This window comes from Micromonospora sp. L32, from assembly GCF_052068055.1.
Taxonomy (GTDB): Bacteria; Actinomycetota; Actinomycetes; order Mycobacteriales; family Micromonosporaceae; genus Micromonospora; species Micromonospora purpureochromogenes.
The window spans coordinates 1-26,144 of sequence record NZ_JBQHDD010000005.1; the positions used below are offsets into that span (position 1 = coordinate 1).

31 protein-coding genes are annotated in these 26,144 nt (G+C 73.0%); 11 read left to right on the top strand and 20 right to left on the bottom strand.

Going from position 1 to position 26,144, the window contains the following annotated elements; all coding sequences use genetic code 11:
• Positions 1–234 precede the first annotated feature (234 nt).
• Positions 235–669: a VOC family protein gene (locus ACTMTB_RS14840; RefSeq protein WP_441145956.1), complete on the top strand. Its 435-nt coding sequence runs from the start codon at positions 235–237 to the stop codon at positions 667–669.
• 122 nt (positions 670–791) lie between these two features.
• Here the strand turns inward: ACTMTB_RS14840 and ACTMTB_RS14845 are convergent, their stop codons facing one another.
• The 4 genes from ACTMTB_RS14845 to ACTMTB_RS14860 all read right to left on the bottom strand — a co-directional run bounded on the left by ACTMTB_RS14845 (position 792) and on the right by ACTMTB_RS14860 (position 4,054).
• Entirely contained in the window at positions 792–1,307 is a 516-nt protein-coding gene (locus tag ACTMTB_RS14845; protein WP_441145958.1) for a GNAT family N-acetyltransferase, read from the bottom strand.
• 229 nt (positions 1,308–1,536) lie between these two features.
• Positions 1,537–2,289 (bottom strand): GNAT family N-acetyltransferase, encoded by a 753-nt coding sequence (locus ACTMTB_RS14850; protein WP_441145960.1) that lies wholly within the window; start codon positions 2,287–2,289, stop codon positions 1,537–1,539.
• Positions 2,290–3,206: 917 nt separating this feature from the next.
• Complete coding sequence (locus ACTMTB_RS14855) at positions 3,207–3,398, bottom strand: DUF397 domain-containing protein (protein WP_441145962.1); 192 nt, start codon at positions 3,396–3,398, stop codon at positions 3,207–3,209.
• Positions 3,389–4,054 carry a DUF5753 domain-containing protein gene (locus ACTMTB_RS14860; RefSeq protein WP_441145964.1) on the bottom strand — a complete coding sequence of 222 codons (666 nt, stop codon included), beginning with the start codon at positions 4,052–4,054 and terminating at the stop codon, positions 3,389–3,391. The genes ACTMTB_RS14855 and ACTMTB_RS14860 overlap by 10 nt, the downstream gene beginning before the upstream one ends.
• Positions 4,055–4,586: 532 nt before the next feature.
• Between ACTMTB_RS14860 and ACTMTB_RS14865 the strand changes: the two genes are divergently transcribed.
• Together ACTMTB_RS14865 and ACTMTB_RS14870 are read left to right on the top strand one after the other, a co-directional pair.
• The gene (locus tag ACTMTB_RS14865; protein ID WP_441145965.1) at positions 4,587–4,802 is read left to right on the top strand and encodes a hypothetical protein; all 216 of its coding nucleotides are present in this window, start codon (positions 4,587–4,589) and stop codon (positions 4,800–4,802) included.
• The gene (locus ACTMTB_RS14870; RefSeq protein ID WP_441145967.1) at positions 4,799–5,047 is read left to right on the top strand and encodes a flavin reductase; all 249 of its coding nucleotides are present in this window, start codon (positions 4,799–4,801) and stop codon (positions 5,045–5,047) included. Before ACTMTB_RS14865 ends, ACTMTB_RS14870 begins: the two co-directional genes overlap by 4 nt.
• Before the next feature lie 102 nt (positions 5,048–5,149).
• Here ACTMTB_RS14870 and ACTMTB_RS14875 read toward each other — a convergent pair whose 3' ends face one another.
• Together ACTMTB_RS14875 and ACTMTB_RS14880 are read right to left on the bottom strand one after the other, a co-directional pair.
• A complete protein-coding gene (locus ACTMTB_RS14875) occupies positions 5,150–5,707 on the bottom strand; it encodes a hypothetical protein (RefSeq protein ID WP_441145969.1) in 558 nt (185 codons plus the stop codon).
• 17 nt (positions 5,708–5,724) lie between these two features.
• Entirely contained in the window at positions 5,725–6,234 is a 510-nt protein-coding gene (locus ACTMTB_RS14880; RefSeq protein WP_441145971.1) for a dethiobiotin synthetase, read from the bottom strand.
• A 98-nt stretch (positions 6,235–6,332) separates the two neighbouring features.
• On the opposite strand from ACTMTB_RS14880, the gene ACTMTB_RS14885 reads away from it, so the two are divergent.
• On the top strand, positions 6,333–6,917 hold the full coding sequence (locus ACTMTB_RS14885) for a hypothetical protein (RefSeq protein ID WP_441145973.1): 585 nt from the start codon (positions 6,333–6,335) through the stop codon (positions 6,915–6,917).
• A 44-nt stretch (positions 6,918–6,961) separates the two neighbouring features.
• Here ACTMTB_RS14885 and ACTMTB_RS14890 read toward each other — a convergent pair whose 3' ends face one another.
• Entirely contained in the window at positions 6,962–7,957 is a 996-nt protein-coding gene (locus ACTMTB_RS14890) for a S1 family peptidase (protein ID WP_441145975.1), read from the bottom strand.
• Between the two features lie 264 nt (positions 7,958–8,221).
• Here ACTMTB_RS14890 and ACTMTB_RS14895 point away from each other — a divergent pair, with 264 nt between their 5' ends.
• Positions 8,222–8,917 (top strand): SGNH/GDSL hydrolase family protein, encoded by a 696-nt coding sequence (locus tag ACTMTB_RS14895; RefSeq protein ID WP_441145977.1) that lies wholly within the window; start codon positions 8,222–8,224, stop codon positions 8,915–8,917.
• Positions 8,918–8,983: 66 nt separating this feature from the next.
• Here ACTMTB_RS14895 and ACTMTB_RS14900 read toward each other — a convergent pair whose 3' ends face one another.
• The 12 genes from ACTMTB_RS14900 to ACTMTB_RS14955 form a co-directional block, all read right to left on the bottom strand.
• Positions 8,984–10,342: a hypothetical protein gene (locus ACTMTB_RS14900; protein ID WP_441145978.1), complete on the bottom strand. Its 1,359-nt coding sequence runs from the start codon at positions 10,340–10,342 to the stop codon at positions 8,984–8,986.
• Positions 10,339–11,313: an alpha-ketoacid dehydrogenase subunit beta gene (locus ACTMTB_RS14905; RefSeq protein ID WP_441145980.1), complete on the bottom strand. Its 975-nt coding sequence runs from the start codon at positions 11,311–11,313 to the stop codon at positions 10,339–10,341. Before ACTMTB_RS14905 ends, ACTMTB_RS14900 begins: the two co-directional genes overlap by 4 nt.
• Positions 11,313–12,284: a thiamine pyrophosphate-dependent dehydrogenase E1 component subunit alpha gene (locus ACTMTB_RS14910; RefSeq protein WP_441145982.1), complete on the bottom strand. Its 972-nt coding sequence runs from the start codon at positions 12,282–12,284 to the stop codon at positions 11,313–11,315. The genes ACTMTB_RS14905 and ACTMTB_RS14910 overlap by 1 nt, the downstream gene beginning before the upstream one ends.
• Complete coding sequence (locus ACTMTB_RS14915) at positions 12,281–13,078, bottom strand: DUF3050 domain-containing protein (protein WP_441145984.1); 798 nt, start codon at positions 13,076–13,078, stop codon at positions 12,281–12,283. The genes ACTMTB_RS14910 and ACTMTB_RS14915 overlap by 4 nt, the downstream gene beginning before the upstream one ends.
• Before the next feature lies 1 nt (position 13,079).
• Entirely contained in the window at positions 13,080–14,009 is a 930-nt protein-coding gene (locus ACTMTB_RS14920; protein ID WP_441145986.1) for a phytanoyl-CoA dioxygenase family protein, read from the bottom strand.
• On the bottom strand, positions 14,006–15,115 hold the full coding sequence (hppD, locus tag ACTMTB_RS14925; protein ID WP_441145988.1) for a 4-hydroxyphenylpyruvate dioxygenase: 1,110 nt from the start codon (positions 15,113–15,115) through the stop codon (positions 14,006–14,008). The genes ACTMTB_RS14920 and hppD overlap by 4 nt, the downstream gene beginning before the upstream one ends.
• 59 nt (positions 15,116–15,174) lie before the next feature.
• Complete coding sequence (locus ACTMTB_RS14930) at positions 15,175–16,428, bottom strand: beta-ketoacyl-[acyl-carrier-protein] synthase family protein (RefSeq protein ID WP_441145989.1); 1,254 nt, start codon at positions 16,426–16,428, stop codon at positions 15,175–15,177.
• On the bottom strand, positions 16,425–18,044 hold the full coding sequence (locus ACTMTB_RS14935; RefSeq protein ID WP_441145991.1) for a class I adenylate-forming enzyme family protein: 1,620 nt from the start codon (positions 18,042–18,044) through the stop codon (positions 16,425–16,427). The genes ACTMTB_RS14930 and ACTMTB_RS14935 overlap by 4 nt, the downstream gene beginning before the upstream one ends.
• The gene (locus ACTMTB_RS14940) at positions 18,041–18,553 is read right to left on the bottom strand and encodes a beta-ketoacyl synthase chain length factor (protein ID WP_441145993.1); all 513 of its coding nucleotides are present in this window, start codon (positions 18,551–18,553) and stop codon (positions 18,041–18,043) included. Before ACTMTB_RS14940 ends, ACTMTB_RS14935 begins: the two co-directional genes overlap by 4 nt.
• A 95-nt stretch (positions 18,554–18,648) precedes the next feature.
• Positions 18,649–19,821, bottom strand: coding sequence for a beta-ketoacyl-[acyl-carrier-protein] synthase family protein (locus tag ACTMTB_RS14945; protein ID WP_441145995.1), 1,173 nt, complete (start codon positions 19,819–19,821; stop codon positions 18,649–18,651).
• Positions 19,814–20,059: a hypothetical protein gene (locus ACTMTB_RS14950; RefSeq protein WP_088961673.1), complete on the bottom strand. Its 246-nt coding sequence runs from the start codon at positions 20,057–20,059 to the stop codon at positions 19,814–19,816. The genes ACTMTB_RS14945 and ACTMTB_RS14950 overlap by 8 nt, the downstream gene beginning before the upstream one ends.
• Positions 20,059–20,325 carry an acyl carrier protein gene (locus ACTMTB_RS14955; RefSeq protein WP_154936435.1) on the bottom strand — a complete coding sequence of 89 codons (267 nt, stop codon included), beginning with the start codon at positions 20,323–20,325 and terminating at the stop codon, positions 20,059–20,061. Before ACTMTB_RS14955 ends, ACTMTB_RS14950 begins: the two co-directional genes overlap by 1 nt.
• Before the next feature lie 17 nt (positions 20,326–20,342).
• On the opposite strand from ACTMTB_RS14955, the gene ACTMTB_RS14960 reads away from it, so the two are divergent.
• Entirely contained in the window at positions 20,343–20,969 is a 627-nt protein-coding gene (locus ACTMTB_RS14960; RefSeq protein WP_441145998.1) for a 4'-phosphopantetheinyl transferase family protein, read from the top strand.
• Between the two features lie 35 nt (positions 20,970–21,004).
• Here ACTMTB_RS14960 and ACTMTB_RS14965 read toward each other — a convergent pair whose 3' ends face one another.
• Entirely contained in the window at positions 21,005–22,396 is a 1,392-nt protein-coding gene (locus ACTMTB_RS14965; RefSeq protein WP_441146000.1) for a class I adenylate-forming enzyme family protein, read from the bottom strand.
• Positions 22,397–23,147: 751 nt separating this feature from the next.
• On the opposite strand from ACTMTB_RS14965, the gene ACTMTB_RS14970 reads away from it, so the two are divergent.
• Genes ACTMTB_RS14970 through ACTMTB_RS14990 form a run of 5 tightly spaced genes read left to right on the top strand, consistent with a single transcriptional unit; the run spans position 23,148 to position 26,117 of the window.
• Positions 23,148–23,819, top strand: a complete 672-nt coding sequence (locus ACTMTB_RS14970) for a hypothetical protein (protein ID WP_441146002.1) — start codon at positions 23,148–23,150, stop codon at positions 23,817–23,819.
• A gap of 6 nt (positions 23,820–23,825) precedes the next feature.
• The gene (locus tag ACTMTB_RS14975; RefSeq protein ID WP_441146004.1) at positions 23,826–24,395 is read left to right on the top strand and encodes a MauE/DoxX family redox-associated membrane protein; all 570 of its coding nucleotides are present in this window, start codon (positions 23,826–23,828) and stop codon (positions 24,393–24,395) included.
• On the top strand, positions 24,392–24,931 hold the full coding sequence (locus ACTMTB_RS14980; RefSeq protein WP_441146006.1) for a hypothetical protein: 540 nt from the start codon (positions 24,392–24,394) through the stop codon (positions 24,929–24,931). The genes ACTMTB_RS14975 and ACTMTB_RS14980 overlap by 4 nt, the downstream gene beginning before the upstream one ends.
• Positions 24,928–25,941, top strand: coding sequence for a peptidoglycan-binding domain-containing protein (locus ACTMTB_RS14985; protein ID WP_441146008.1), 1,014 nt, complete (start codon positions 24,928–24,930; stop codon positions 25,939–25,941). Before ACTMTB_RS14980 ends, ACTMTB_RS14985 begins: the two co-directional genes overlap by 4 nt.
• Positions 25,938–26,117 carry a hypothetical protein gene (locus ACTMTB_RS14990; RefSeq protein ID WP_441146010.1) on the top strand — a complete coding sequence of 60 codons (180 nt, stop codon included), beginning with the start codon at positions 25,938–25,940 and terminating at the stop codon, positions 26,115–26,117. The genes ACTMTB_RS14985 and ACTMTB_RS14990 overlap by 4 nt, the downstream gene beginning before the upstream one ends.
• The last annotated feature ends 27 nt before the right edge of the window (positions 26,118–26,144 follow it).

Below are 26,144 nucleotides of genomic sequence, written 5' to 3' on the forward strand. Positions count from 1 at the left end.
GCCTGGAGGTAGTGGTGCAGCGCAGCCTTCGGGTCGCCAAGATCAGCCATGCCTTCCAGTCTTCCTTATGAGCCTGACCGAACCGTGCGAGGTGTCGCCTGCAAGATCAGCGCCCGCCTGGATGGGTCGGCATCCTCACTTGCCGCCGATCGTGTGCGTCGGCCAGCGATCAGCCGTCACGGCGGATGGTCGGCCCGTGGAGACGACGAAACACCCGGCCTCTATGGTGGGCCGATGGCATCGGTCAAGCAGATCCAAGTCACCTTCGACTGCGCAGAACCTGAGCGCGTCGCTCGGTTCTGGTGCGAGGTGTTGGGGTACGTCGTACCGCCGCCACCGGAGGGGTTTGCTACCTGGGAGGATTTCGGTCGCGCGCTGCCGCCTGAGCATAAGGGCTCAGCGTTCGCATGCCTTGATCCCTCAGGTGTGGGCCCGCGACTGTTCTTCCAGCGCGTTCCCGAAGGCAAGGTCGTCAAGAATCGGGTGCATCTTGACGTGCGGGTCGGCACCGGGCTCGTGGGCGAAGAGCGCGTGGCCGCACTTGAGGCCGAATGCGCACGACTGGTCGCGCTCGGCGCGGTACGCGTGCGACTACTGCCTGCCGATGGCGACAACGAGTCGTGCCTCCTGATGCAGGACATCGAGGGCAACGAGTTCTGTCTCGACTGAGTGGCCGAACGTGGCACCTTCGCGAGTAGCCAGCCGCTCGTGGCTTTGCCGATGAGCGATAGACGGTTCCGAAGGACCACCGATCACGCGGGAACTACGCGCTGCCCCAACGGGCGATCGGGCTACTGCGTCTGAGCCGGTCGCGAAGGGGCGTCGAGGAGTACCTCGTACAGGTAGAGGTCACCGTTGGCGCCTATGTGGCGGAACCCGGCACGTTCGAGGGTCCGCCGGGAGGCGACGTTGTCCCCGGTGGTGTCGGCGACAACTCGGGACAATCCGTGATCGGCCGCAACGTTCAGCAGGGCGACGAGTGCCTCCGCTGCGTAGCCGTGGCCCCGGGCTGATGGGGCGAGGCCGTAACCGACCTCGACACATCCGCCGTCCGGCTGACCCTTGAAACCGATTCCACCGATGGCCTTCCCGTCGGCGGTCCGGGTGATCCGGTAGTGCCCGAAAGGGCGCTGGTCCCCGTGGGCGGCCGTGGCTGTGAGAAAGGCCGTGACGCCGATGACGTCGCCGTCGAAAGGAAAATCCTCAGCCCAGGCATCCCCGGCTCCGGCGCGCCGCCCGACGATGCGTTCACCCTCTGCCGCGTCGATGGCGTGCAAGCACAGTCGCGGCGTTTCAAGTTCGGTCACGGGCAACAGCGAAGCAACCCTCGGCACTCCGCACAAGCCGATTACGCCACCTCGAAAAGGCTGGTCGCGGGACCCCTTGGAACACGCGCACATGCCGCGATGCGCGCGTTCGACCATCCTCTCCAAACGTCCGAGTCTGCCGAAGAGCGGTTGCTCCGTGGCGTGAAGTGAACCGCAGAGGTGGCCCGGGCCTTGGTCGGTGACCTCAGCCCGGGTTCTGTGTCGGACCTCAGTTCAAGGCGATGTAGAGCCGTTGACCGGCAGGTCGGTAGCCGGCGCGCTCGTATATCCGCCACGATTCCTCGCCCGAGGCCTCCAGCCAGGCAATTTCCGCGCCTGCGGTGAACAGCCGCCGGGTTGTTTCGGCGGTGATCGCGCCCGCCAGTCCCTGGCGGCGGTAGGGCTTGCGAACGGCGATGCCGGCGACCTCGCTTACCGCGCCGGTGGGCGGGACCGCCCCGCCACCTCCTGCACAGGTGCCGTCGTCAGTGACGGCCATGACGGCCACGCCTCCCGCGCCCTGCTGGCGCCGGAGGCGAGCTACGTCAGCCTCGGAGGCCACCGGGTCGCCGCCGAAGGCTTCGTTCTGCGCGCTGATCAGCGCGGCGCGCTGAAAATCGGTGCCCGGTTCGTACAGACTGAGGTGGTCGAGCGTGGGTGGTGTCTTCAATGTGTCGGGCATACAGAGCAGGTAGGTGTGCCGGGCTTCCACGATGAAGCCGGCGGCGGTCAGAAGTGCTTCCAGGCTGGGGGCGCAGCTGGTGACGTACTCCAGGCGGGGTTTGCGATCAGCCGCGTGGAAGGCTGCGACCAGGGCGGTGACATCGGCCGCGGTGATGGCAGTACCGGGACGCGGCGTCGCGTAGTTGATGTAGGGACTGGTCGTTGTCGGATCCATCCCAATCACGAACGGCCCCACCTCTAAGGGCGCGGGTCGGTTGGACAGGTTGGCGACGACGGATTGCTGGATGCGGACATCCATGATCAACGTGAACCTCGATGCATGAGAGAAACTGCGGTGCGCGGAAAGAAGCGTTGGACCGCTCAACCGTGATAGAGCCGCGCGACGATCATTCGTCGCGTGGTCAACACTCAGGCGGCCGCTCGGCCTACCCGGATCACAGGCGTCATTCCCTCATGCAGAGTGCCCACGCCGATCGCGTGGTCGGCTGCAAGGTTGCCGCAGCTGGCTTGAGCTTGTCAACCCTTGATCACTGCCGCATCCGCATCTGCCGCCTTGCGTGCGCGCCGGTCGTCGGCGCGTTGCCACGTTCGGTGACCCCAGATGCCGCGGCACACACTCCTGCGCCGTTGGCTATCGCCGACTCCTACTCGCCGGCCGATTGCCAGGCACGTTCGAACGCGCCCAGTGTTACCCAACGGACCGGATCCGAGGGTCGCGGAGGATGGCGAATAGGTACGCACGCCCGGTGATCCGCTGGTCAGCGTCAGTAAGGGTGGCTTCAGGGCCCATGGCCCAGATTCGCCTCGCTCCGTCCATGGACAACCATGGCTTTGCCCGGCTGACCTTGATCCGGTCGTCATCGACCACGTAGGTCATAGGCAGTCCGGTCCGGGTAAAAAACTCTTCGCCTTGGTGGTCCCGGATGCGGCGCTCTACCTCGGAAAAGTCATCGACCATCATGCGTCGAGCGTGGACTAGAAACTAAGGTGTTGCGCAAGTGTTACCAGCCGAACTGGCTGAGGCAGCCCAGCCATTGATGGGCACTCTTTTGCCGCGATCCGGGCGTGGGCCGTGTCCAGTGCCTGGCCCGCCCGTCCCGCTAGGCTCCAGCCAGTTCTCGTTAGGCTGCCTTCAGCAAGTCGTTGACCAGGCGTGTTGCGACGACTCCCAGAATCCGCCCGATCGGGGGCGGGCGCCCTCGTGCTCGGGGTCGGTCAGGCCCGCTCGGCCACGCGGGCGACGAACGCCCGCCAGGCGGCCGGCGAGAAGGTCAACGCCGGACCGGCCGGGTCCTTGGAGTCCCGCACCCCGACGATGCCCGGCACGTTGTCGGCGACCTCGACGCACGCGCCGCCGTTCGTGGAAGAGCGGGATGACTTCCGCCATTTGGCACCGGTCATGTCCATGTCTTTGCCGCTTCCGTGAGAACGTCGAGAGTCAGGCCGAGCGGGAGGGCCTCGCCCCGGACCGCGTCCCACGACAGTCCAAGGCTAGCAACCTCCTCGGCCTGTCCCACGATCTGCGCCGCACGCTGGTTGTCGACGTAGCCGGCCCGAGACCCGTCCGGCAGGTCGGCGACGATGAATGCCCCGGCCAGGCCCGAGTACATGCCAGCCGACGTCGGGACGATGTGCAACTGGATATGCGGCTGTTCGGCGCAGGCGATGAGGTGCTGCAGCTGCTCGGCCATCACGTCCGCGCCGCCGCACGCCCGTCGGACGACCATCTCGTCCAGAACCACGAACAGCTGCGGGGCGGGTTCGCGGGCGAGGACGACTTGCCGCTCCATGCGCGCCGCGACCCGCTGGTCGAGTTCCGAGGTGGGCACCCGTGCCGCCCGGAACGTTGCACGTGCATACCCCTCGGTCTGCAGGAGGCCGGGCACGAAGGCGTGCTCGTACCAGCGCAACGCGGTCGCCTCGCGCTCAATCTCGATCCACTCACGGAGCCAGATCGGCGCGGCGTCGCCCTTGACCAACTCATCCCAGAGGGTCGCGAAGTAGCCGTCCGCGCCCAGCGCGTCGTCGACCGCTGTCAGGTAAGGCCGAGTGGGCGGCTTCATACCGGTCTCGATCGCGCTTACCTGGGAGTCGGAGCAGAAGACGCGCTCGCCCAGCTGGGCTTTGAGTCAGCCCCGCAGCCGTCAGCCGTCGCCGCAGCTCGCGCAGAAGGTACTCCGACGGCGAGATTCCCACAGCTTCCACGCCCTTCCACGGTCTCCCACGGCATTCCTCACCCGTCTCCAACCGACCGCCACGCTCCGCGATCCTGCGGTCACTGTTTCCAGCGTATGAGTCGGGCGTCCAGGGTGGAAGCCAGGACGGCGCGGCCGGTGGAGGAGACGAAACCCGGCGGTCGCGTTCGTGGCGGGGCCGCCCCGGCGATGGCGGGGTGGCCCCATCTCCAACGCCGACAGACAGGGAAGAACCGTGCCCAAGGACAAGCCGCAGCCCGAGCAGAAGCCGAGCGAGCTATCAGCACCGCCACCGCCGCGCGTACCGGGTCCAATCGGTCCACTCGTCCCGCCGTTCCGAGGCCGCGGACGGGTGAACGCCACACCGGGGGCACCGCCGGCTGCTGTCCCGGGCACGGCCATGAGGCCTGGAGCCACCATCATTGTCCCGGAGGCCGACTACGCCTTCGGCGCGGGCCCGTTGCGCATGCGCGTCGAGGAGGTGGTCGGCCAGGCCACGCACGGCGGCGAGCGCTGGGCCGAGTTGCGGGGGCACGACGTACGGCCGGACGGGTCGGTGGACCCCCGCGAGCGGTACGCCTCCGTGCGGGTCGACCGGGTCACGGTGATCGCATGATCGAGCAGGCGACACGGCACATTCCCCTGCGGCCGATGTGGCTGTGTCGCGTCGACGCCCATCCCTGGCCGTGCGCCTCGGCGAAGCTCGACCTGCTCGACGCGTACGCGGACGACCGGCACGGGCTGCGGCACCACCTGTCGGAGCTGAAGGACGAGGCCGAAGACGACATCGCCCAGCTCGACAGCGGCAACCGCCCCCAGCTGGCCGATCGTTTCCTGTCCTGGGTCCGTCCGCGCGGCTGACCCTCCGCACGGACGCGCCTTCAGCGCTGCCTCCCCGTGAACGGTGGCCCGGGACGGGTCTGCGGCCGGGGGCGGCGACGACCCCGGCAGGAGGCGTCGAGGTCAGGCTCCGGGCTCGTGGTCCACATCGGAGCGGAAGTAGACGACTCCGCTGGCGCGATCCAGCCAGTACCAGGCCGACGCGTGGTCCGCCCCCGCGTCGAAGCGCGCGTCCAGTGCCGGTCCCGACCACCAATCGGGGCGGGATGGCAACCATGGCGACAGTCGCGCGTCGGGCGCGACCAAGTCGGCGCGGTCCTCAGTGTCCGGCGCTGTCAATCGCGTCAACGCGGCCACGTCGGCGACCCGGGCGACACCCTCGCGGGCCAGGCGCAGGGCACCGGGGCTGAGGTCGCAGAGTCCGCCGTCGACCCGCTGCACCCAGTGCACCTCCAGGATCGCGCCGAGCGGTGCCAACTCCCGGGCGACCGGCGCCACGTCGGTGTGCAGCGGCGCGGCGACCCCCGCCTCCCGCTCGGCGCAGCTCGCCGGTGAGAACGACGGGCCGAGTCCGACCGCGCAGAGCCCGACCAGGCCGACGGTCCAGAGCGCGACCGGCCACGCGTCACGGGCCCACCGCCTCACCGACACGGCCACCGGGGAATCGCCGACCGACAACATCTGATCATGGGAAGAGGCTACGCCCGCCGTGCCGGAGCGGACTCGTCGTCGCCCGGCCGGTCGGCCAGCGCCACACCGACCGCCTCCTCCGGGGTGTCGACGTGGCGCGGGCCGGACACCGGCGCCCCGGTGGCGTCCACCACCCGCCAGCCGCCGAGCACCACCACCGGTACCCCGCCCCGGCGCATCGCCAGCGCCACCTCGCTGAGGGTGCCCCAGGAGCCGCCCACCGCGATCACCGCGTCGGCGCTCCACACCAGGACGGCGTTGCGGGCCTGTCCCAGGTTGGTCAGCAGCGTCACGGACGCGTCGGCGACCGGGCCGGGGGCGGTGCCGTCGTCGGGGCGTACCGCGATGACCAGGCCGTGGTGGGCCCGGGCGCCGGCGGCGACCGCGGCCATCACCCCGCCGCCACCTCCGCAGAGGACGGTCGCGCCGCGCGCGGCGAGCAGCTCCCCCACCCGGCGGGCGTGGGCCAGCTCGGCCGGCGTCGCGGACGCCGGGCCACAGACCGCCACCTGCACCACCCGGCCTCACCTCCGCCGCCGAGGTTATCGCCGGTGACGGCCGCCGAGGGGGTACGCCACGAGCGCCTCGCCTCGACCCGCACTCGTACCATCCCGGCATGCGGCAGGAGGCGGAACCGCGGCGCCAGGGCGTCGTGCCGCGAGCGGAGATCTGGATCCGCCTCGCACTGGTGCTGGTGTTCGGGGGCAGTCTCACCCTGATCGGCCTGGGTGCCCTGTGGCAGGGTGCCCGGGCGACGGTCGGCGAACACACCGGGGTCCCGGGACGGGTCGAGGTCACCGGATGCGATTCGTCGGTGCGCCGGGAGGTCCGCCGGTGGATCTGCTCGGGCCGGTTCACGGCCGACGACGGGAGCCTGCGCATCCCGCAGGTGACGATCGAACCGATCTTCGACGAGCGCCCGACGACGCCGGTCCGGGCGCGGGTGCAGGGGCCGGGCGCGACCGTGGCATGGCGTCCGAGCAAGGTGCCCTACACCAGCTTCGGCTTCGGGGTGGCGTTCCTGGGGCTGGCGTTCGGCGCGTCCTGGGGGCTCCTGCGCGACTACGGCACCGGCGACGACGGACTGTCGAAGCGGGCCCGCCGGCGTCTGGAACGGCAGCAGCGGGGCCCGGCCGGCCCGCCGCAGCTGGGCAACCGGGCCCGCAGCCGACGCCACAGGCGACGCCGGTCCGCCACGTGAGGTGGCTCCCCGGTGCGCGCACCGGGGAGCCACCTCAACCGGCGTCAGAAGACGGCGACGCCGTACTTGCTCAGGGCTTCCTTGACGGGCTGGAAGAAGGTCTGGCCGCCGGTGCGGCAGTTGCCACTTCCGCCGGAGGTCAGGCCGAGCGCGGTGCTGCCGGCGTAGAGCGGGCCGCCGCTGTCACCCGGCTCGGCGCAGACGTTGGTGGCGATCATGCCGCGCACGGTGCCCTCGGCGTACCGGACGGTGGCGTTGAGGCCGGTGACCGTGCCGGTGCGGGTGCCGGTGGTGCTGCCGCGGCGGGTCACGGCCTGGCCGACGTACGCGTCACCGGCGGCGGTGATGTCCTGCGTGCCGACCGAGCCGTCGATGGCGACCGAGGTGTTGGTGTAGCGGACGATGCCGTAGTCGTTGCCGGGGAAGCTGCTGCCGGTCCGGTCGCCGAGCTTGGTGCTCAGCGCCGAGTTGGCGTACCAGCTCGCCGAGAGGTTGGTGCAGTGCCCGGCGGTGAGGAAGTAGTAGGTGCTGCCGCTGCGCACGTTGAAGCCGAGCGAGCAGCGGTAGCCGCCGCCGTAGATGGCGTCGCCGCCGGAGATCCGCATGCTCAGCGTCCCGGCCAGGTCGGTCGTGCGCGCGCTGCCGCCGGAGGCGGCCACGGCGGCCCCGATGCGGGCCCGGTCGGCGGCGCTGACCGTGCTGTCCACGCCGACCACGACCTGGTTGGTCACCGGGTCGACGTACGTCGCGGTGCCGGTGACGCCGAGGTCCACCCGGGACTGCGCGCGCTCCAGCGCGGCGGTGCTGCGGGTGACCAGGCGGGCCTGCCCGCCGGCGGCCCGGACCGTGGCGGCGGCGCGCGCGTCGGTCACGGCGACGACGGTACGCCCGGAAGTGTCGACGTAGGAGCCGGCGGTACGGTCGGCGCCGAGCGCGGCCGTGAGGGTGGCGGCCCGTTCGGCGGACAGGGGTGCGGGGGCGGCGTGCGCCGGTGCCGCGGCGACGGCGCCGGTGAGCAGGGCGACGGTGACGGCGGACATCACACCACGTCGAGTGAGTCTCACGCGTTCCTCCCGGGGAGGGCTGGACGGCCCGATCGGCCGATCGATGAGTGCACATGTTTCTCCCGGCGCCGGGCCGGATCCAGGCCCCCGGCGCGGTTGTTCACCCCGGGCCGGACCGGACGTGGCCGCGTAACGCGTCGACATCGATGGACGCTGTTGGATTCGGCGCACTGCCAGCTCAGGGTCGTGCTTCCGACGCGGTGTCGACGCCCATCGCCCGGGTCGGCTAGCCTGCCGGCCATGCCATCGACGCTGACCGAAGCGACCGATCCGTACTGCCTGCGCGAGGGCGAGAGCGCGGCGCTGCTCGCCGGGCATCCGTGGCGCCGGTTCGTGGTGCTGGGCGACAGCGTCGCCGAGGGGATGTGCGAGCCGGTTGACGGGTATCCGCCGGTGCAGTGGGCGGACCGGATCGCCGCCGAGCTGCGTGCGGCCCACCCCGGGCTGGCGTACCTCAACCTGGGCCGGCGGGGGCTGCGGGCGCACGAGGTGCGTGCGGCGCAACTGGACGCGGCGCTGGCCTTCGACCCCGACCTGGCCCTGGTGGTCTGCGGCGGCAACGACGCGTTCCGCCCGGCTTTCGACCCGGACGCGGTCGACGCCGAGCTGGCCGAGATGATCGGTGCGCTGCGGGACGCCGGGGCGGACGTGGTCACCGTCGGCATGTTCGACGTCTCGCACAGCCCGGCCGTCCCGGCTCCCCTGCGGTCCGGACTGAGCGAGCGGATGCGTCGTCTTTCTTCGCACACGGGGCGGCTGGCCGCGCGGCTGCGCACGGTGCACGTGCACCTCACCGACCACCCGGCCGGCGCGGAGGCGTCGCTGTACAGCAGCGACGGCCGGCACGGCAGCGCCCGCAGCGACGCCATCGCGGCGGCGGAGACGGTACGCCGGCTCGGCGCCCACCTCGCCGCCCGACGCGCGCCCCGGCCGTGACCCGGGATCGTCTGTCGTCTCCCGACGCCGGCCGCGACGGGAGGCGACAGACGATCCTCGGCCGGGTCAGTCGGTGAGCAGGATGCCGGTCAGCAGGACGCCCCGGGCGAGGTTGAGCACGCCCTCGCAGCCGGGGTAGCCGACCCGGGCCAGCGCGCCGGAGCCGGTGCGGCCGAACAGGTACGGGGCGATGCTGTACGGCACCTCGGCGGTGACCACCTCCCCGGTCTCGATCTGCACGAAGTCCATCGCCACCCGGTCGGCCGGCATGTACCGCTGCAGGATGTTGCCGCCCCGCGCCACGGCCGCGCGAACCCCGTCGGCCCAGGCCGCCGCGCTCAGCTCCGGGCCGATCAGCACGTCGTGGCCCGCGGAGCCGTCGGCCGGCTTGGCCACCAGCTCCGCCTGCTCGGCCAGCGCCCGGTCCAGCTCGGCCTCGGTCAGCACCACCGTGTGCGGCACGTACCGGCGGATCAGGGCCTGGTCGTCGGCGGGGAGCTGGTCCAGGTCCTCGTAGAGCCAGGCGAAGTTGACCTTGTTGCCGAGCAGCCAGGCGGCGGCGCTGACGAACATCGGCAGGGTGCCGGCGGCGAGCGCCCCCGCCACCGCCTCCAGGCCGGGGCTCGGCGTGACCCGGTTGGGCACGAAGAGCCGGAACAGCGCGTCCACCGGCGCGCCGCCCACCACCAGCCGCCGGTCGGCGTCCAGGGTGGCGGTGGCGACCGGGGCGATGACCAGGTCGATGCCGAAGCGCCGGGCCTGGTCCACCAGGGGCGAGAGGATGCGGATGAACGTCTCCGGGTCGTCCAGCCCCGGGTACTCGGCGTCGAAGTCCATCAGCAGCGCCACCCGGGCCCCCTCGGCCAGGCCCAGTTCGTCGCGGATCGCCACGAACCGCTGGTCCAGCAGGGACGGTGCCGGCCGCGCCGGCACGCCGTCGAGGAGGCCGCGCTCCCGGTAGAGCTGGGCGAAGCGCTGGATCACCGTGTCGGCGTCGAAGCCGCCGCCGAGGCTGCTGTCGATGTTGTACTCGACGATCCGCGGCTCCCCGCCGGAGAGCAGCACGTCCGGCCGGTACGCGGCCAGCAGCGCCTCGGTCAGCGGCTCGTCCTCGTCGAGCAGCCGGGTCTCCCCCGCCGGCACGCCGAGCAGCCGCCGCAGTTCGCCCGCCGTGCGGGCGCGCCGCCGGCAGGCGTCCAGGACGAGCTGGGCGATCCGGTCGCAGACCTCGTTCAGCTCGCGGAAGGAGTCGGCCGTCAGCACCGTCGGCCGGGCCAGCCGCCACTGCTTGTTGTACGTCGCCCGGCCGTGGAAGATCCGCTCCCACTCCTGCGCCCCGGCCGCGACCATCGCCCGCCGGGCGGCCTCCGGCAGGTCGGTCCACGCCCGGCCGGCCGCCGGCCACGGGTAGTTCACATCGATCATGATCCGTCCTTGGTCACGTGGTGGATGGCGGCGGTGAGGGCCGCCCGGCCGGGCTGCACGGCCCGGTCCAGCGCGGGCGCGAAGGGCAGCACCGCGCCGTCCGGGCGGGTGACCCGCCGGGGCGGGGCGGCCAGCGGGACCCGTTCCACGACACTGGCGATGATCTCCCCGGCGATGCCGCAGGACCGGTTGGAGTCGTCGAGCACCACCAGCCGCCCGGTCCGGGTCACCGAGTCGACCAGCCCGTCGAGGTCGAACGGGTAGAGCGTGCGCGGGTCGAAGACCTCGACCGACACCTGGTCGGCCAGCTCCCCGGCGACCGCGAGCGCGTCGTGCACCAGGTGCCCGACGGCGACCACGGTCACGTCGTCGCCGGCCCGGCGCACCACGCCCCGGCCCAACGGCACCGGGGCGAGGGCGGCGAAGTCGACGTCCTCGCGGACGTCCAGCGCGCCGGCCGGGGCGAAGACCACCACCGGGTCGTCGTGCCGGATCGCCGAGACCAGCAGCCCGTACGCGTCGGTCGGGGTGGCCGGCACCGCGGTGACGATCCCGACGTGGGCGAAGAGCGAGTACGGGTGGTCGGAGTGCTGCCCCGCCCAGCCGGTCCGGGAGCCGGAGCCGGGCACCAGGTAGGTGACCGGGGCGGCGCACTGCCCGCCGGTCATCAGCGGGAACTTGTGCGCGTGGTTGACGATCTGCTCGAAGACCAGGAAGAGCAGCGACGGGATCTGGAACTCCACCACCGGGCGCATCCCGGCCAGCGCCGCGCCGGTGGCGAAGCTGGTGAACGCCTGCTCGGACAGGGGCGTGTCCAGGACCCGCTCCGGCCCGAACCGCTTGAGCAGGCCGGCGGTGATGTTCGACGCGGCCACCCGGATGTCCTCGCCGAGCAGGAACACCGCCTCGTCGCGGGCCAGTTCGTCGGCGAGCGCCCGGGTCAGCGCCTTGCGGTAGGACAGCCGTGGCATCAGCCACCTCCCGTCCGGGCGGTCAGCCCGCTGGCGTACAGGTGGTCCAGCGCGCCGGCCGGGTCGGGCTCGGGGCTGGCCAGGGCGAACGCGACGGCCGCGTCGAGCGTCGACTCGACCTCCGCGTCGACGGCCGCCCGGTCCGCCGGGACGAGCCGGGCGCCCTGGATGTGCACCGGGTCCCGGGAGCGGCCCTCGGCCACCTCCTCCGGCGGGCGGTAGTCGAGGCGTACCGCGTGTTCGAAGGTGTGGTGGGCGTCGAAGCGGTAGGTGCGGGCCTCGACCAGCTCCGGGCCGCCGCCGGCGCGCATCCGCGCGACGGCGGCGGCCGCGCCGTCGCGTACCGTCTCCGGGTCCTGGCCGTCGACGACGGCGGCCGGCATGCCGAACGCCTCGGCCCGGCCGACGATGGTGCCGGCGACCGCGCCGGCGACCGGCATGGTGGTGGCGTAGCCGTTGTTCTCGCAGACGAAGAGCACCGGCACCCGCCAGAGCGCGGCCAGGTTGAACGCCTCCAGCAGCATCCCCTCGTTGACCGCGCCGTCGCCGAAGAAGGTCGCCCCCACCACGTCGTCGCCGCGCCGCCGGCGGGCCCAGACCGCGCCGGTGAGGATCGCCCCGGAGGCACCGACGATGGCGTTGGCGCCGAGCACCCCGCGGGAGAAGTCGGCGGCGTGCATCGAGCCGCCCCGGCCCCGGTTCAGCCCGGTCTCCCGCCCCAACAGCTCGGCCATCATCCGGGCCGGGTCGGCACCCTTCGCCAGCACGTGCCCGTGCCCGCGATGGGTGCCGGTGACCAGGTCCTCCTCGCGCAGCGCGGCGCACACCCCGGCGGCGATCCCCTCCTGACCGAGGTACGGGTGGATGCCGCCGACGATCGCCCCGGAGTGGACCAGCTCGACGGCCCGCTCCTCGAAGCGGCGGATCAGCCGTACCGTGCGGTAGAGCCGGACCGGGTCGGCGCCGGTCACCGGTCGCGCCCCTCCTTCACGGCGACGAGGATGTCGTCCCACAGCGCGGCCCGGGCGGTGAGCGCCAGGTTGACCGTGTCGGCGCACTCCTGCCACCTGGCGTCGTCGTCGCCGCAGAGGTCGGCGAGCATCTGCATCGCCATCGGGGTGTGCTGCTCCCCGTCGACCTCGATGTGCCGCTCCAGGTAGTCGACGAAGGTGTGCAGCCGGTTGCTGCGCTCGTTGACGGCGACGACCTGGGTGAACATGTCGGGGATCAGGTCCTCGCGGCCGAAGGCGAAGGCGGCGGCCTGGCAGTGCACCGGGGTCGACTCGATGATCTTCCAGGTGGTGGCGGCGAACCGCGCCGACGGCGCCGGGACGCCGGCCTCGGCCAGCGCGGCGGTCACCGGGCGACCGGCCCGCAGCAGCTCGACCAGCGTGTCCACGGCGGTGGTGTCCGCGCCGGCCTCCCGCATGCCGCGCACGTAGAGCTCGAAGTGGCTGATGTAGCCCTCGCCGAGCTCGTCGCTCTCCTCGACCATCACGATGTCGTTGATCAGGCGGCGGCTGCCGGTCGGGCCGGTGGGGATCCACGGCACCGTGACGCAGGTGAGCTGCCGTTGCAACGACTTCAGCAGGGACATGAAGTCCCAGACCGCGAAGACGTGGTGCTCCATGAAGGTGACCAGCGCCTCGTGGGTGTCCAGGTTGGCGTAGAGCGGGTGCTTGACCACCACGTCGCGGCGGTCGGTCACCGCCTGCTCCAGCCGCTCGATGCCCGGATGCGTCTTCCCCCAGTCGTACCGTGACATGTCAGCCTCCCTGCTGGGCGCGGTCGCGCCAGATGACCGGGCAGTATTCGGGGTCCGCGTAGTCGGGCCGCCCCTCGTGGGTGCGGCGGACCAGCACGTCGTGGTTGTACGCGGCGAGCGTGCCGTCGGAGAGCGGATACTCCCGCCACGCGTTGTCGCCGTCCTGCAGGTGCAGCGAGATCGCCTGGCGCGGGCGGCCGCTGACGTTGGCGCCGCTGCCGTGGTAGGTGCGGCAGTGGTGGAAGCTCATGTGTCCCTTGGGGATGACCATTGGGATCTTGCGGATCTCCGCGCCGTTGTACGCGGCGTTCTCGGCCAGCATCTCCTCGAGCTGGTCGCGGTCCCGGTCGGCGAAGTGCCGTACGACGGTGTCGTCGGCGCCGATCTCCTGCCACCGGTGCGAGCCGTCGACCATGGTGATGGTGCCCATCTCCTCCCCGCAGTCGTGGAACGGGATGAAGGCGGTGAGCATCTTCTCCGACGACGAGGACGCCCAGTAGTGCTTGTCGAAGTGCCAGGGCACGATGTTGGACGGCTCGCCGGAGATCGGCGGCTTGTAGATCAGCGTGGACTGGAAGATCCGGATCTCGTCGGCCTGCGCCAGCCGGGCGGCGACCGCGCCGATCAGCGGCTTGCGCAGGATCGCCGCCAGCCCGTCGTGCTCGTGGTGGACGTAGTCGTTGTGCCGCTGCACCGGGCCCTTGGCCGGTTCCCAGTAGGCGAGCTTCGGCGGGCGCACCGGCAGGCGGCGGTCCCGCTCGCCGCCGTAGTAGCGGTCGGCGGCGGCGGTGAGCGCGTCCACCTCCTCGTCGGTGAGCAGCTTCTTCGACAGGTACCAGCCGTGTTCGGCGTAGCGGCGCACGTCCTCGTCGGACGGGAGCAGCGCCTCCTCCTCGGCGGTCAGCGTCGGATGGAACTCCGTGGTGGTCATGCCCCAACCCCTCGTGCCGTGCCGGCCACGACGGCGGGGGTTGCCCCCGCCGCGGCCAGCTCCCGTTCCTTGGCCTCGTAGAGCGCCTTGATGTTGCCGCTGCCGAAGGTGCGCGCCCCGCGCCGCTCGATCAGTTCGAGGAAGAGGGTGCGGCGCACGTGCATCGACTCGGTGAAGATCTGCAGCAGCTGCCCGCCGTGGTCGGAGTCGACCAGGATGCTCAGCTCGCGCAGCCGGTCCAGCGGCGCGTCGATCGGGCCGACCCGCCGCTCCAGGTCGTCGTAGTAGGCCCCGGGGGTGCCGGCGAAGCGCACCCCCCGCTCGGCCAGCGCCCCGACGGCGGTGACGATGTCGTCGGTGCGCAGCCCGAGGTGCTGCACCCCGGCGCCGTGGTGCGCGGTGAGGAACGCGTCGATCTGGCCGGGGCGGTGGCCCGCGTCCGGTTCCAGCAGCACCAGGGTGACCCGCCCGGACCGGCTCTGCACCACCTTGGAGTTCATCGCCTGGCCGGCGACCTCGATGTGCTCCTCGAAGATCTGCGCGAAGCCGAAGACCCGCTGGTAGTGCGCGACGGTCTCGTCGAGCTGCCCCGGCGGCACGCAGACCGCCAGGTGGTCGATCTCGGCGAGCAGCTTGTGGTCGTCGGTGACCGGCGGCGTCGTCTCCACCGCCCCGGGCAGGAACTCCGTCCGGTCGCCGCGCCGCTCCACCAGCCGGTGCAGCACGTCGCCGAAGCCGCCGACCTCGGCGGTCACCACCTCGGCGTCCGCGCCGGTCCAGGTCCGCGGCGCGCTCACCCCGGTCGCACCCCGGGCCACCAGCTCCGCGTACGCCCCGGCGGCGTCGCCGACCTCCAGCGCCACCACCGCGATCCCGTCGCCGTGCCGCTGCACGTACGTCGCGGCGGGATGCCCGGCGGTCAGCCCGGAGGTGAGCAGCATCCGGATGTCACCCTGGCTGAGCAGCAGCGAGCGCTGCCCGGCCAGCCCGGTCTCCGGTCCCCCCTGGCCCCGCAGTTGGAAGCCGATCGCAGTGCCGAAGTAGAAGGCGGCCTGCCGCGCGTCCCCCACGTACAGTTCGATGTGGTCTATTCCACGGATGTCCATCTCCAGCCCTTCCCCATGTCCCCCCGTGAGTGCGGTCCGGGCGCGTAAGGCCCGGGTTGTCACCTGTGCGGCCCGGCGGCCCGCGCCCCGGCGGTGCGCCGCAGCAGCAGGCTGACGTTCTGGCCGCCGAAGCCGAACGAGTTGGTCAGCGCGAACTCCGTCCCGGTCGCCCGGGGCTCGACCCGGATGTGGTCCGCCGGGCAGTCCGGGTCCGGGTCGTCGAGGTGGTACGTCGGCGGCAGCAGCCCCGCGCCGAGGGCCAGCGCGCAGGCGGCGGCCTCGACCACCCCGGACGCGCCGAGCAGGTGCCCGGTGAGCGCCTTGGTGGAGCTGACCGGCACCCCACCGGCGCCGAAGACCGTCGCCAGCGCGGTGGTCTCGGCGATGTCGCCGAGCTTGGTGCCGGTGCCGTGCGCGTTGACGTAGCCGACGTCGCCCGCCGACACTCCCCCGCCGGCCAGCGCCCGCCGCATGCACTCGGCCGCGCCCGCGCCGTCGGGTCGGGGCGCGGTCGGGTGGTACGCGTCGGTGGTAACGCCGTACCCGGCCACCTCGGCGTAGGCGGTGACGCCGCGCGCCGCGGCGTGCTCGGCGCGTTCCAGCACCAGCAGCGCCGCCCCCTCGGCGAGGACGAACCCGTTGCGCCGGCTGTCGAACGGCCGGCTGGCCCGGGTCGGGTCCGCCCAGCCACGGGCCAGCGCCCGGGCGTTGCCGAAGGTGTCGGCGAAGGTCGGGAAGAGCGGCGCCTCGCTGGCCCCGCAGATCACCACGTCGGCCTCCCCGCCCCGGATCAGCCGGACCGCGTCAGCGACCGACTGGGCGCCGGAGGCGCACGCCGTGCCCACCGCGGAGCTGTAGCCGCGGATGCCGTGCGCGATGGCGATCCGCGCCGACGGCATGTTCGGCAGGATCCCGGTCAGCAGGTACGGGCTGACCGCCGCCCGCCCCCGGGCGGCCCGCGCCACCACCTGCGTCTCCAGCGTGGACATCCCGCCGACCCCGCCGACGATCACGCCGATCCGCGCCGGGTCGACGTCCCGGCCGACCTCGATCCCGGCGTCGGCGAGCGCGTCGGCGGCGGTGAGCAGCGCCAGCACCACGATCCGGTCGAGCACCTTGGTCTCCGGGCCGGCGGCGACCGTACGCGGGTCGATCGGCGGCAGCAGCCCGGCGACCTCCAGCGACTCCCGGGCGGGGTGCCCCTCGGGCGGCCGGGCCAGCCCGGACTTCCCGGTGGTCAGCGCGTCGAAGGTGGCCGCCACGCCCCGCCCGACCGGGCTGAACAACCCCATCCCGGTGATGACGACGGTCATGACGGCGACTCGGTCAGGTAGCGCTCGCGCAGCGCCACCTTGCGTACCTTGCCGGTGACGGTCACCGGGATGTCGGCGGAGGCGACCGGCACCACCCGGCGCAGGGTCGCGCCGACGTCCGCCCCGAGCGCGGCGCGGACGGCCCCGGTGCGGTCGGTCCCCGGGTCGGCGCCGGCGGTCAGTTCCAGCAGCACGTCGGTGACCACGGTGCCGTCGTCCCGCTTGACGATCACCACGGTGCAGTCGGTGACGTCGGGGCAGGCGGCCAGGATGCGCTCCTCCGACAGCGCGGTGAAGAAGCGCCGCCCGTCGGCCAGCTCGACCGAGTCGACGGCCCGGTCCAGGTGGTAGTAGCGGCCCTCGGCGTCGGCGTACACGAGGTCGCCGGTGAGGTACCAGCCGCGCAGCCGGGACCGGTAGGTGGTCACCGAGTCGTTCCAGTAGCCGCGGAACAGCGACGGGGAGTCGATGCCCAGCCAGCCCACCTCGCCGGGGGGCAGTTCGTTGCCCTCGAGGTCGAGCACCGCCACCCTGGTGAACCGGTAGGGGCGGCCGACGCAGCGGCCGTACCGGTCGGTGTCGGCGGTGTGGGTGAGGTGGAACATCGAGTGGCCCATCTCGCTGGAGCCGAGCCCGTCGATGAAGACCGAGCCGGGTACCCGCACCACGCCCTCGCGGGTGACGGTGTCCCGGGAGCCGACCGCGACGAGGCGCCGCACGTGCGGCTCGTGTGAGCAGTCGCCGGTGTTGAACCACAGCCGCACCGAGTCCAGGTCGTACCCGGACAGGTCGAAGCGGGCCAGCTCCGCCCAGGTGACGGAGAAGCCGAACACCCCGTCGGGGCGCCAGCGCTGGATCGCGTCGAGTACCCGCTCGCCGCCCTGCTCGGACAGGAGCAGCATCTCCGCCCGGTTGCCCAGCGCCTGGTTGACCATCAGCACGGTGGCGGTGTGCGGGGCGGGCAGCGCGTTGAGGATCCGGCTGGTGCCCTGCGCCTGCGGCATGGACAGCAGGTGCCGGGTGGCGGCGAAGAGGCTGGCGTGCGAGTGCAGCACCGCCTTCGGCACCCCGGTGGTGCCGGAGGTGTGGGTGATGACGATCGGGTCCTCGTCGTGGTGGCGGTAGTGCGGCGGCGCGTCGGCCGGGTCACCCGCGCCCGCCTCGGCGGGCTGCCCGAGCAGCGGCGCGCCCAGGTCGTGTCCCGCGAGGGCCTCGGTGTGCGCGGCGTCGGCGAGCACCCCGGCGGCGCGCAGCCGGCGGTTGTACTCGGCGGCGATCTCCGGGCGGAGCTTGCCGTTCATCAGCGCGGGGATCGCGCCGAGCCGGGTCAGCGCCAGGAAGCTGAGCACCATGTCGGCGGCGCCGGTGGCCCACACCGCGATCGGGTCGCGGGGCCGCACGCCGCGCCGGTGCAGCCAGGCTGCCCGGGCGGCGACCCGCTCGTCGAGCTGGCCCAGGGTGAGCGGCCGCTCGGCGGGGTGCCCGTCGACCGGGGTGTCGAAGGTCAACCCCGGTCCCGTCGGGTCGGCCCCGTGCGCCAGCACCCGGGCGAGCACGTTGCCGGCGCCCAGCGCGGTGTCGGCGGCGAGCGCCCCGCGCAGTCCCTTCGTCCTCATTGCCTCGTTCCTCCCCCCAGCAGCACCGCGACCGCCCCGGTGGGCGTGCCGTCGGGTGCCTCTTCCATCAGGACCAGCAACGCCTCGTCGGCGTCGCCGTCGTACAGCAGCAGGTCCGCCTGGGCCAGGCCGTCCGCGCGCGGGTCGCCGGTGGGGCTCAGGCACACCACCGGGCCGTCTAGTCCCCAGCGCGCCGCGACGTGCCCGGCCACGCTGTTCGGCACCGACTGGAAGAAGAACAGCGGCCCGACCCGGCCACCGGCGGCGACCGTGGCGCGGACGTGCGCGGCGCTCGGCCGGTCACCGGCGGCGCTGACCAGCACCACCGCGCGGGTGGTGCCCGCCGGCGCCGGGCGCGTGCCGTACCGGCGGGTCAGGCAGCGGTCGGCCACCGCCGCCACCAGCGGCGCGAACGGCGAGTGCACGAACCCGGGCAGCGCCGGCGGCGGCCCGTCGCCGGGCTCCGGCCAGCGCGCCTCGGCCAGCACCCCACTCCCCCCACTCCCCACCCCGCGCGATCTTGCAGTTTCGGCCCGCGAATTGCCCGGGTTGGCGGATATGTCGGGGCCGGAAGTGCAAGATCGCGGGGTGTCCGGGGTGGGGGTCATGGGGCACCTACCAGGAGGGCGGTGTTGGCGCCGCCGAAGGCGGCGTTGAGGGTGAGGGCGTGCGGGGTGGTGACGGGGCGGGGGGCGTCGGTGACCACGTCCAGCGGGCACGCCTCGTCGGGGCCGAGCCAGCCGGCGTTGACCGGCAGCTTCCCGTGCCGTAGCGCCTGCACGGTGACCACGAGTTCGAGCAGGCCGGAGGCCTCCAGGGCGTGCCCGTGCACGGACTTGGTGGAGCTGACCGGCACCCGGCCGGCGAGCTCGCCGAGCGCCAGCCGCAACGCGGCCGCCTCGGAGGCGTCGCTGAACCCGGTGCCGGTGGCGTTGGCGTTGACGTAGCCGACCGCCGCCGCGTCCCGCCCCGCCCGGCGCAGGGCCGCCCGCACCGCCCGGGCCAGTCCCCGCCCCTGCGGGTCCGGCTGGCACGGGTGGTGCGCGTCGCCGGTCCGGCCCCACCCGCACAGGGTGGCGACCGGCGTGCCGCCCCGGCGACGGGCCGCCCCGGCGGACTCCAGCACCACCGCGGCCACCCCGTCGCCGAGCAGCAGCCCCTGCCGGCCGGCGCTGAACGGGCGGACCGCCCCGTCGGCGGCGAGCGCCCGGCCGGCGTCGAAGAGCGCGAACTGGTCCGGTTCGACCAGGTAGCCGGCGGCGACCACCACCCGTGCGACGTCGCCCCGGCCGATCATCGTGGCCGCGTCCGCGACCGCCGTGCTCGCCGAGACGCAGGCGCTGGTGTAGGTCCGGGTGGGCCCGCCGAGGCCGCACCGGCGGGCCAGGTGCCCGGCTAGCGCCGGCACCTCGACCTCGGCGCCGCTTGCGGCCCCGCCGCCGGGTCCGGTGCGCGGACGGTCGTCGGCGAAGCCGACGGGCTGGGTCAGCGGCCCGCCGTGGGTGGCCAGCAGCAGGGCGGACTCCGCCCGGGCCGCCGCGTCCAGGCCGGCGGCCCGGCACGCCGCGTCGATCGCGTCGGCCAGCTCGTCCGGCAGGGTCCCGACGTCGGGCAGGGTGGCCGCGACGGTCACCCTGCGGCCGGTGGTGTCGAAGCGACGTACCGGCCGGAACGCCGGCGTGCCGGCGAGCACTCCGGCGAGCTGGGCGTCGACGCCCCTGCCCAGGGCGCTGACGGCGTAGCTGCCGACGATCGGTACGGGCTCCCGCTCAGCCATCTGCGGGGCTGGTCAGGGAGGTGCGGAACACCGCCAGGGCGTCGTCGACGGTGCGGATCCCGGCGAGCTGGTCGTCGGTGAGGTCCAGCCGCCGGTCGTAGCGCTGCTCGACAAGGTGCACGAGCCAGGCGAGTTCCATCGAGCCGACCCGGTGCGGCACCTGATCGACGGGTTTCGCGGTCAGTTCGGCGAGCATGCTCACCAGGTCAGCTCGCCCCAGGTCGGGCTGACCGGACATCAGCGGTTGTCGCTGGTCGACCCGGCGACCCGGTCGGCGACCATGCGGGTGAACTCGCCGACCGTCATCAGGGCCAGCTTCTCCGACTCGTCGTCGGCGAACTTCAGGCCGTACCGGTCCTCGACGCGGACGGACAGGTCGGCCAGGGCCAGGGACTCCAGGTCGACCCCGGACGGGCCGAGGGTGGTCTCGTCGTCGATCCCCTCGACGTCGTAGTTCATGTCCTCGAGCTGCTCGATGACGAAGGTGCGGACCTCGTCGCGCATGGCTTTAACCTCTCTTCGTGGGCGAGCTACCGGTGTCCGGTCGGGACACCGTGCACGTGTGGGTCAGCGCTGCCCCCGGCGGTCGGCCGGAGGTGGCGCGCCGGCTGCTGCGGCGGGCGGGGTGCACGCTGCTCGGCCGGGCGGAACGGGAGGTCGGGGTGGGCCGCCGGCCCGACGGGCGGCCCTGGGTGCGGGCCGGTGCCGTGTCGCTGCCGGTCAGCGTCAGCCACGCCGAGGGCGTGGTGGTGGTCGCCGCCCGGCGGGCCGGTCCGGTCGGGGTGGACGTCGAGCGGCGTCGCCCGCTGCCCGCCCTGGCGCTGGCCCACCGCTGGTACGCCCCGCCGGAGGCGGCCTGGCTGGGCGACCTGCCGGACGCCGCCCGGGTCGAGGCGTTCCTGCTGCTCTGGACGGCCAAGGAGGCGGTCGGCAAGGCGTTGGGCCGGGGGCTGCGCGCCGGTGGCCTGCGCCGGCTGATGCCGGTGCCCGAGCACCCGCGCGAGCTGCTGCGCCCCCTGCCCGACCGGGCCGGCGTCCAGGTCGGACACCCGGGGTGCGGTGCCGGGCTGGTGCTGGCGGTCGCGGTCGGCGCCGGGGCGGATCCGGGCGGCCGTGCCCAGGTCGAGGTATCGGTGGTGTTCGAGTAGCGGGCCGGTGCCCGGGTGTTCGCCGAGCGGGCCGGTCACGGGGCCGCCGCCCGCAGCGCGGTGACCGAGCGGACCAGCTTGCCGGTGGTGGTCCGGGGCAACTGGTCGACCAGGTGCAGGGTGCGGGGGCGCTTGTAGCCGGCGAGCCGCTCGGCGAGCAGCTTGTCCAGCACCTCCTCCGACAACGGGCCCTCGGGTTGCACGTACGCGGTGATGCCGTCGTCGTACACGACCACGGCGGCGGCCACCCCGGGCAGCCCGGTGAGGGTGGCCTCGACCTCGGTGAGGTCCACCTTCATCCCGCCGATGGAGACCTGCGAGTCGAGCCGGCCCTTGACGGTGACCAGGCCGGTCGCCGGGTCGACGGTGCCGGCGTCGCGGGTGTGCAGCCAGCCGTCGGCCCAGCGGCTGGGGTCGCTGAGCCCCACGTACGGCGACGCCGGGCAGCTCACCCAGAGCTCGCCGCCGGACTCCCGGACCTCGATGCCGGGGGCGGGGGCGATCGAGGGGCGGTGCCGTCCGTACAGGTCGGTGCCGATCACCCCGACCTCGGTCATCCCGTACATGTTGCCCAGCGGGACGCCGAAGCGGTCGGCGAACGCCTGCGCGGTGGCGGCCGGGACCAGTTCCCCGCCGGTGGTCATGCGCTTGAACTGCGGCAGCGGGCCGTCCGGTCGGGTGGAGGCGAGCAGTCCGATGTGGAAGGGCACGCCGAGCACCGTGGCCGGGGTGTCCTGGGCGGCGACGGCGGCCAGGATCGCGTCGCCGCCGAGCCGCTCCGGCGGGACCAGCTCCACGCCGGCGTGCAGGCCGTAGAGCAGGCCGCCGACCAGGCCGAGCACGTGCACCATGGACGGCAGCAGGATGATCCGCTCCCCGGGCAGCGCCACCCCGTCGATCCGGGTGTAGCGGCGCACCTCGGCGACCAGGTCCGTCGCGGTACGGCCGATCACCTTGGACGGTCCGGTGGAGCCGGAGCTGAGCTGGATCACCGCGTGGCCGCTGGTGGCCGGGGCGTCCGAGTGGGACGTGACGCCCTCGGTGACGTCGACGAAGATCCGCAGCGCGCCGCCGCCGGTGCGCACCGGCGCGACGACCACCTGCGGGGTGAGCCGCTCCAGCGCCCGGTCCACCTCGTGGTCGGTGAGCCGGTGATCGAGCAGCACCGCCTGGGCGCCGGTGCGCCAGGTCGCCAGCAGGTTCACCACGTACGCCAGCGACGGCGGCAACCGCAGCGCGGCGGCGCCACCGGGGAGCAGTCCGGCCGCGGCGAGACGGGCCTGCGCCTCACCCACCAGGCGCCGCAGGGTGCCCCGGTCGACCGGCTCCGGCAGACGAAGACAAACGTCAGTCGAACGCCCTGTTAATAATATTTCGTCGACCCAACCCGGGTCTGTCGCCGTAGAATCTTCCGTCGGACGATCCATGGTCACTGCCGCCCACCGCCCAGCGTCAAATAGGGCGTAATCCGCCCATCAGGTGCGTCTTTCGGGGTGCTGTCGGAACACTACGACAGGCCGGAAAGCCATTGCTAGATGCAAATGGCTAGATCAGAAAGAGCGGCCGGCCGGATTGCCGACACTCGATCGGACAGGCAGGATCGGGCGCGTCCGCCGGGTCGGGACTCCGCCGGCCGAATCGTCGTGCGCCCGGAGTTGACGACGAGGCGCCTCGGCGTCCGGTGACCGCCTCGGGTTCGGCCTTTCGGCCTGGTCACACACCACTCAGTGACGGAGCACGGCTCGGATCCCCGAGATGTGCGCCCCCGGCCGATCCGACCGGAGCGGCGGCGCACCGAGCCCGACGCCGCCCACGCTGCCGGTCGCGACAGGACAGCCGTCGCTACGGTCGCGGCATACGGCACGGCACGATCTGGACAGTTGTCGCTCGAAGCGGACGTGTCGGTCCTCTGCTGGAAATATCCGTACGCTCATCGGGCTTTTCCCGCTCCGGGCTCAGCGGAATCCGCGTGGAAATTGATGACGGAATGACGACAGCCGGGAGAGCGAGCAGAACCGCCGGCATGAGTGATCCCCGGGGGATGCGGTGACACGAGCAGGCACATTGGGCTTGTCAGAGATAGTTGCGGCGCGGATGATGTGAGGCCACCACATGCCGCACCCACGGGGGGAGGTGGTGGGGATGGTAGCCGCAGAAGCATCTGTCGCACACCGCGCCATGGACGGCCGGCGATTCCGGCTCACCGGCCCACTCGACTTCAGCGCGCCGTTCACCTCGGTGGTCGAGCTGGCCATCGCCGGCCGGCGGCACGAGTTCACGGCCGGCTCGGTCGGCCTGGCCGACGAACTGGCACAGGCGCTCGGCGTCGACGACTTCGACGAGAAGCTGACCTATCAGGGCGGCACCCTGTTGACGGCGCGCGCACGGTCGTACGACGCGCAGATCCGGCTGACCGAGGACCGGCTAGTGGCGGCGTGGCGAGGGCGCCGGTACTGCTTCCTCACCCAGTTGTACGGCGCCTCGACCGCGCAACTGCTCGCGATGCTGCGGACACTGCGGATCACGGAGCACGACGACGGCGTCATCGTGCGCCCCGACACCAGGGCCGGCAGCCGGTTCGCGGCGCCGGCGACCGTGCTCAAGCAGGTGCCCGGGCTCGGCCTGCTGGACATGACGCCGCTCACCGCGGAGCGCACGCGACAGCTGCCGTCGTGGCGGGGGTTGCGGACCGGGGCGGGAGAACTCTTCCGGGACACGCTCTCCGACGGCCAGCCCTACTTCGTGCTCGCCGCCGCGGACACCTGGGTGACCGTGCTGCCCCTGGCCGACACGGTGCTCGACCGGGTACCGGACCTGGTGGACCAGCTACGCGTCCAGTCGGCCGAGTAGGCCGTCGTGTCCGCTCTGGTGGCCAGCGTCGCGGCGTACACCGTGCTGCTCACCCTGCTCCTCGCCTGCGGTGAGCACCTTACGAAGCCGGCGGCGCTGTCGACGGCGCTGGCCGCCCACCGGGTGGTTCCCGCGCCGTCCACCGTCGCGGCGGTGGTCATCGCGGCCGAGGGCCTGCTCGGCGTGGCCGGAGTCGTCGCCCTGCTCCGCGATGACGGTGGCCGGCTGCTGGGCGTGGTCCTGGCCGGCAGCGTCGCGCTGCTCGGCACGTACGCGGGTTACGGCCGGTACGTCCGGTCGACCGGGCGGGCCGTCCCCTGCGGGTGCTCGCGGGTCGAAGTACCGATGACCGGCTGGGTGGTGGCGCGGGCGTCCACGCTCGCCGGCCTGGCTCTGCTCGGATCACTGCTGTCCGGCGCGGTCGTGCCGGTGGGGCGGGCCGGCACCTCACTCACCATCGTCCTGCTCGCCGCGGCGACGTTCACCGCGCTCCTGGCGCACCTGCCCGCCGCCATGCACGACCCGACCCCGGATCGGCCGGCGGCCGGGGTGACCCGAGGAGGCGTACCCGGATGAGTTTCCAGACGAGCGCGCTGATCCTGAGCTGGATCGCGATCCTGCTGCTGGCCCTCGTGGTGTCCGGCCTGGTACGTCAGGTGCACGCCCTGTCCACCGGCACCGTCGGCCGCCCCGGGTCCGTCGGCCTGCGGCCCGGCTCGCCGGCGCCCCGGTTCCGCGACCTGGCGCCGCCGTCCCCGGCCACCCTGGTCCTGCTCTTTCTGGATCCCGGCTGCGCGACCTGCGACCACCTGCTCGACGCGGCCGCCGAACACACCCGACGGACCGATGTCGTGCTTCGGGTCCTCTACCGGGACTCCGTCCCGCCACGAGCGGCGGACCTGCCGATGACCGTCCTCGGCGCGCAGGCGGACCTGTTCGACCGGTACGACGCGATCGCCACCCCGTTCGCGGTCGTGATCGACGCGACCGGCCGGATCCGACGGTCCGAGCCGGTCGGCTCCGCGGTGGCGCTGCGCCACCTGCTCGACGAGGTCGACAACCTGTCCGGCGACGACACCGTCCACTCGATTCGACGGGGAGGCCCGCGATGACCACTCTCGACGCGGTGCCCGCGCTGCGGGGAACGGACCCGGGTACCGGCACCGCGTCCCGGCGGCGGCCGCGGGCGAGCCGGACCAGGAGTGGCCTGACCATGTCCTGGGCGCTGTCCCGCCGCACAGTGCTACAGGCCGGCACCGCGCTGGGCATGGCCGCGCTGAGCATCTTCCCGGCCGCCCGCCGCGCCTACGCCGACGGATACGACATCTACGGCAGCTGCCCGAGCTACGCCAGCGACCAGAACTGTTCGCCCGGCTGCGGTCCGAGCCCGATCTTCGCCGCCGCCTGCAACACCAGCGGGACGAACACGGGCTTCCACAAGAACGACGGCACCACCTGGAAACTGCGGCCGAACCAGTGCTACGCCGGCACGTACGACGGCTGGCTGTGGCGCTACCAGGGCGCGTGCGGCGCGTGCGCCTGCTCGGTGGAGCGCCGCTGCCACGACGGGTACCGACAGACCAGCTCGGGCTGGGTGCGGTCGATCTGCCGCTGGAACACCGACTGCGGCTGCCTGACCTCGGTCGGCTGGCCCAGCACCAGGCGTGGCCAGGCCGGCCCGAACGTCTACACGGTGCAACACCTGCTGACCGCGTGGCACTATTCCGCCACTGTGGACGGCGTCTTCGGCAGCGGCACCGAGACCAGGGTGAAGCAGTTCCAGTCGGCCCGGGGAATCCCGGCGACCGGCGTCGTCGACGCCCAGACCTGGCCCGTCCTCGTGGCGACCGTGTCGGCCGGCGGAATCACGCTGAGCCGGGAGGTCGACCCCCGGGCGCGGCTGCCCATCGTCGGGGCCACCGTGCACCGTCCGTACGCCGGGCACGTCGTGCGTGGCGTGCAGCGGCAACTCAACAAGCACGCGTACGGGCTGGCCGTCGACGGGGTCTTCGGTTCGGGGACGGAATCCGCGGTACGGGACTTCCAGCGGCAGAACGGGCTCGCCGTCAACGGCGTCGTGGGGCAGAGCACCTGGCGTACGCTCACCGGCGGCGCCGTATGACGGGTCAGTCGCCACCCGTACGACCCGTTCGGCGGCTGCGCCGCTGGGCCACCGACCCGCTCGTACCCGTCCTGCTGCTCACCGCCGGTGCGCTGCTCGCCGCCACCGCCGGGCACGCGCTCACCTGGGCGGTGGTCGGCGGGCTGGCCGGCTACACGCTCTCCGGCTCGGTTTGAACCCGCAACAGCGCGTACGCGCTGGCC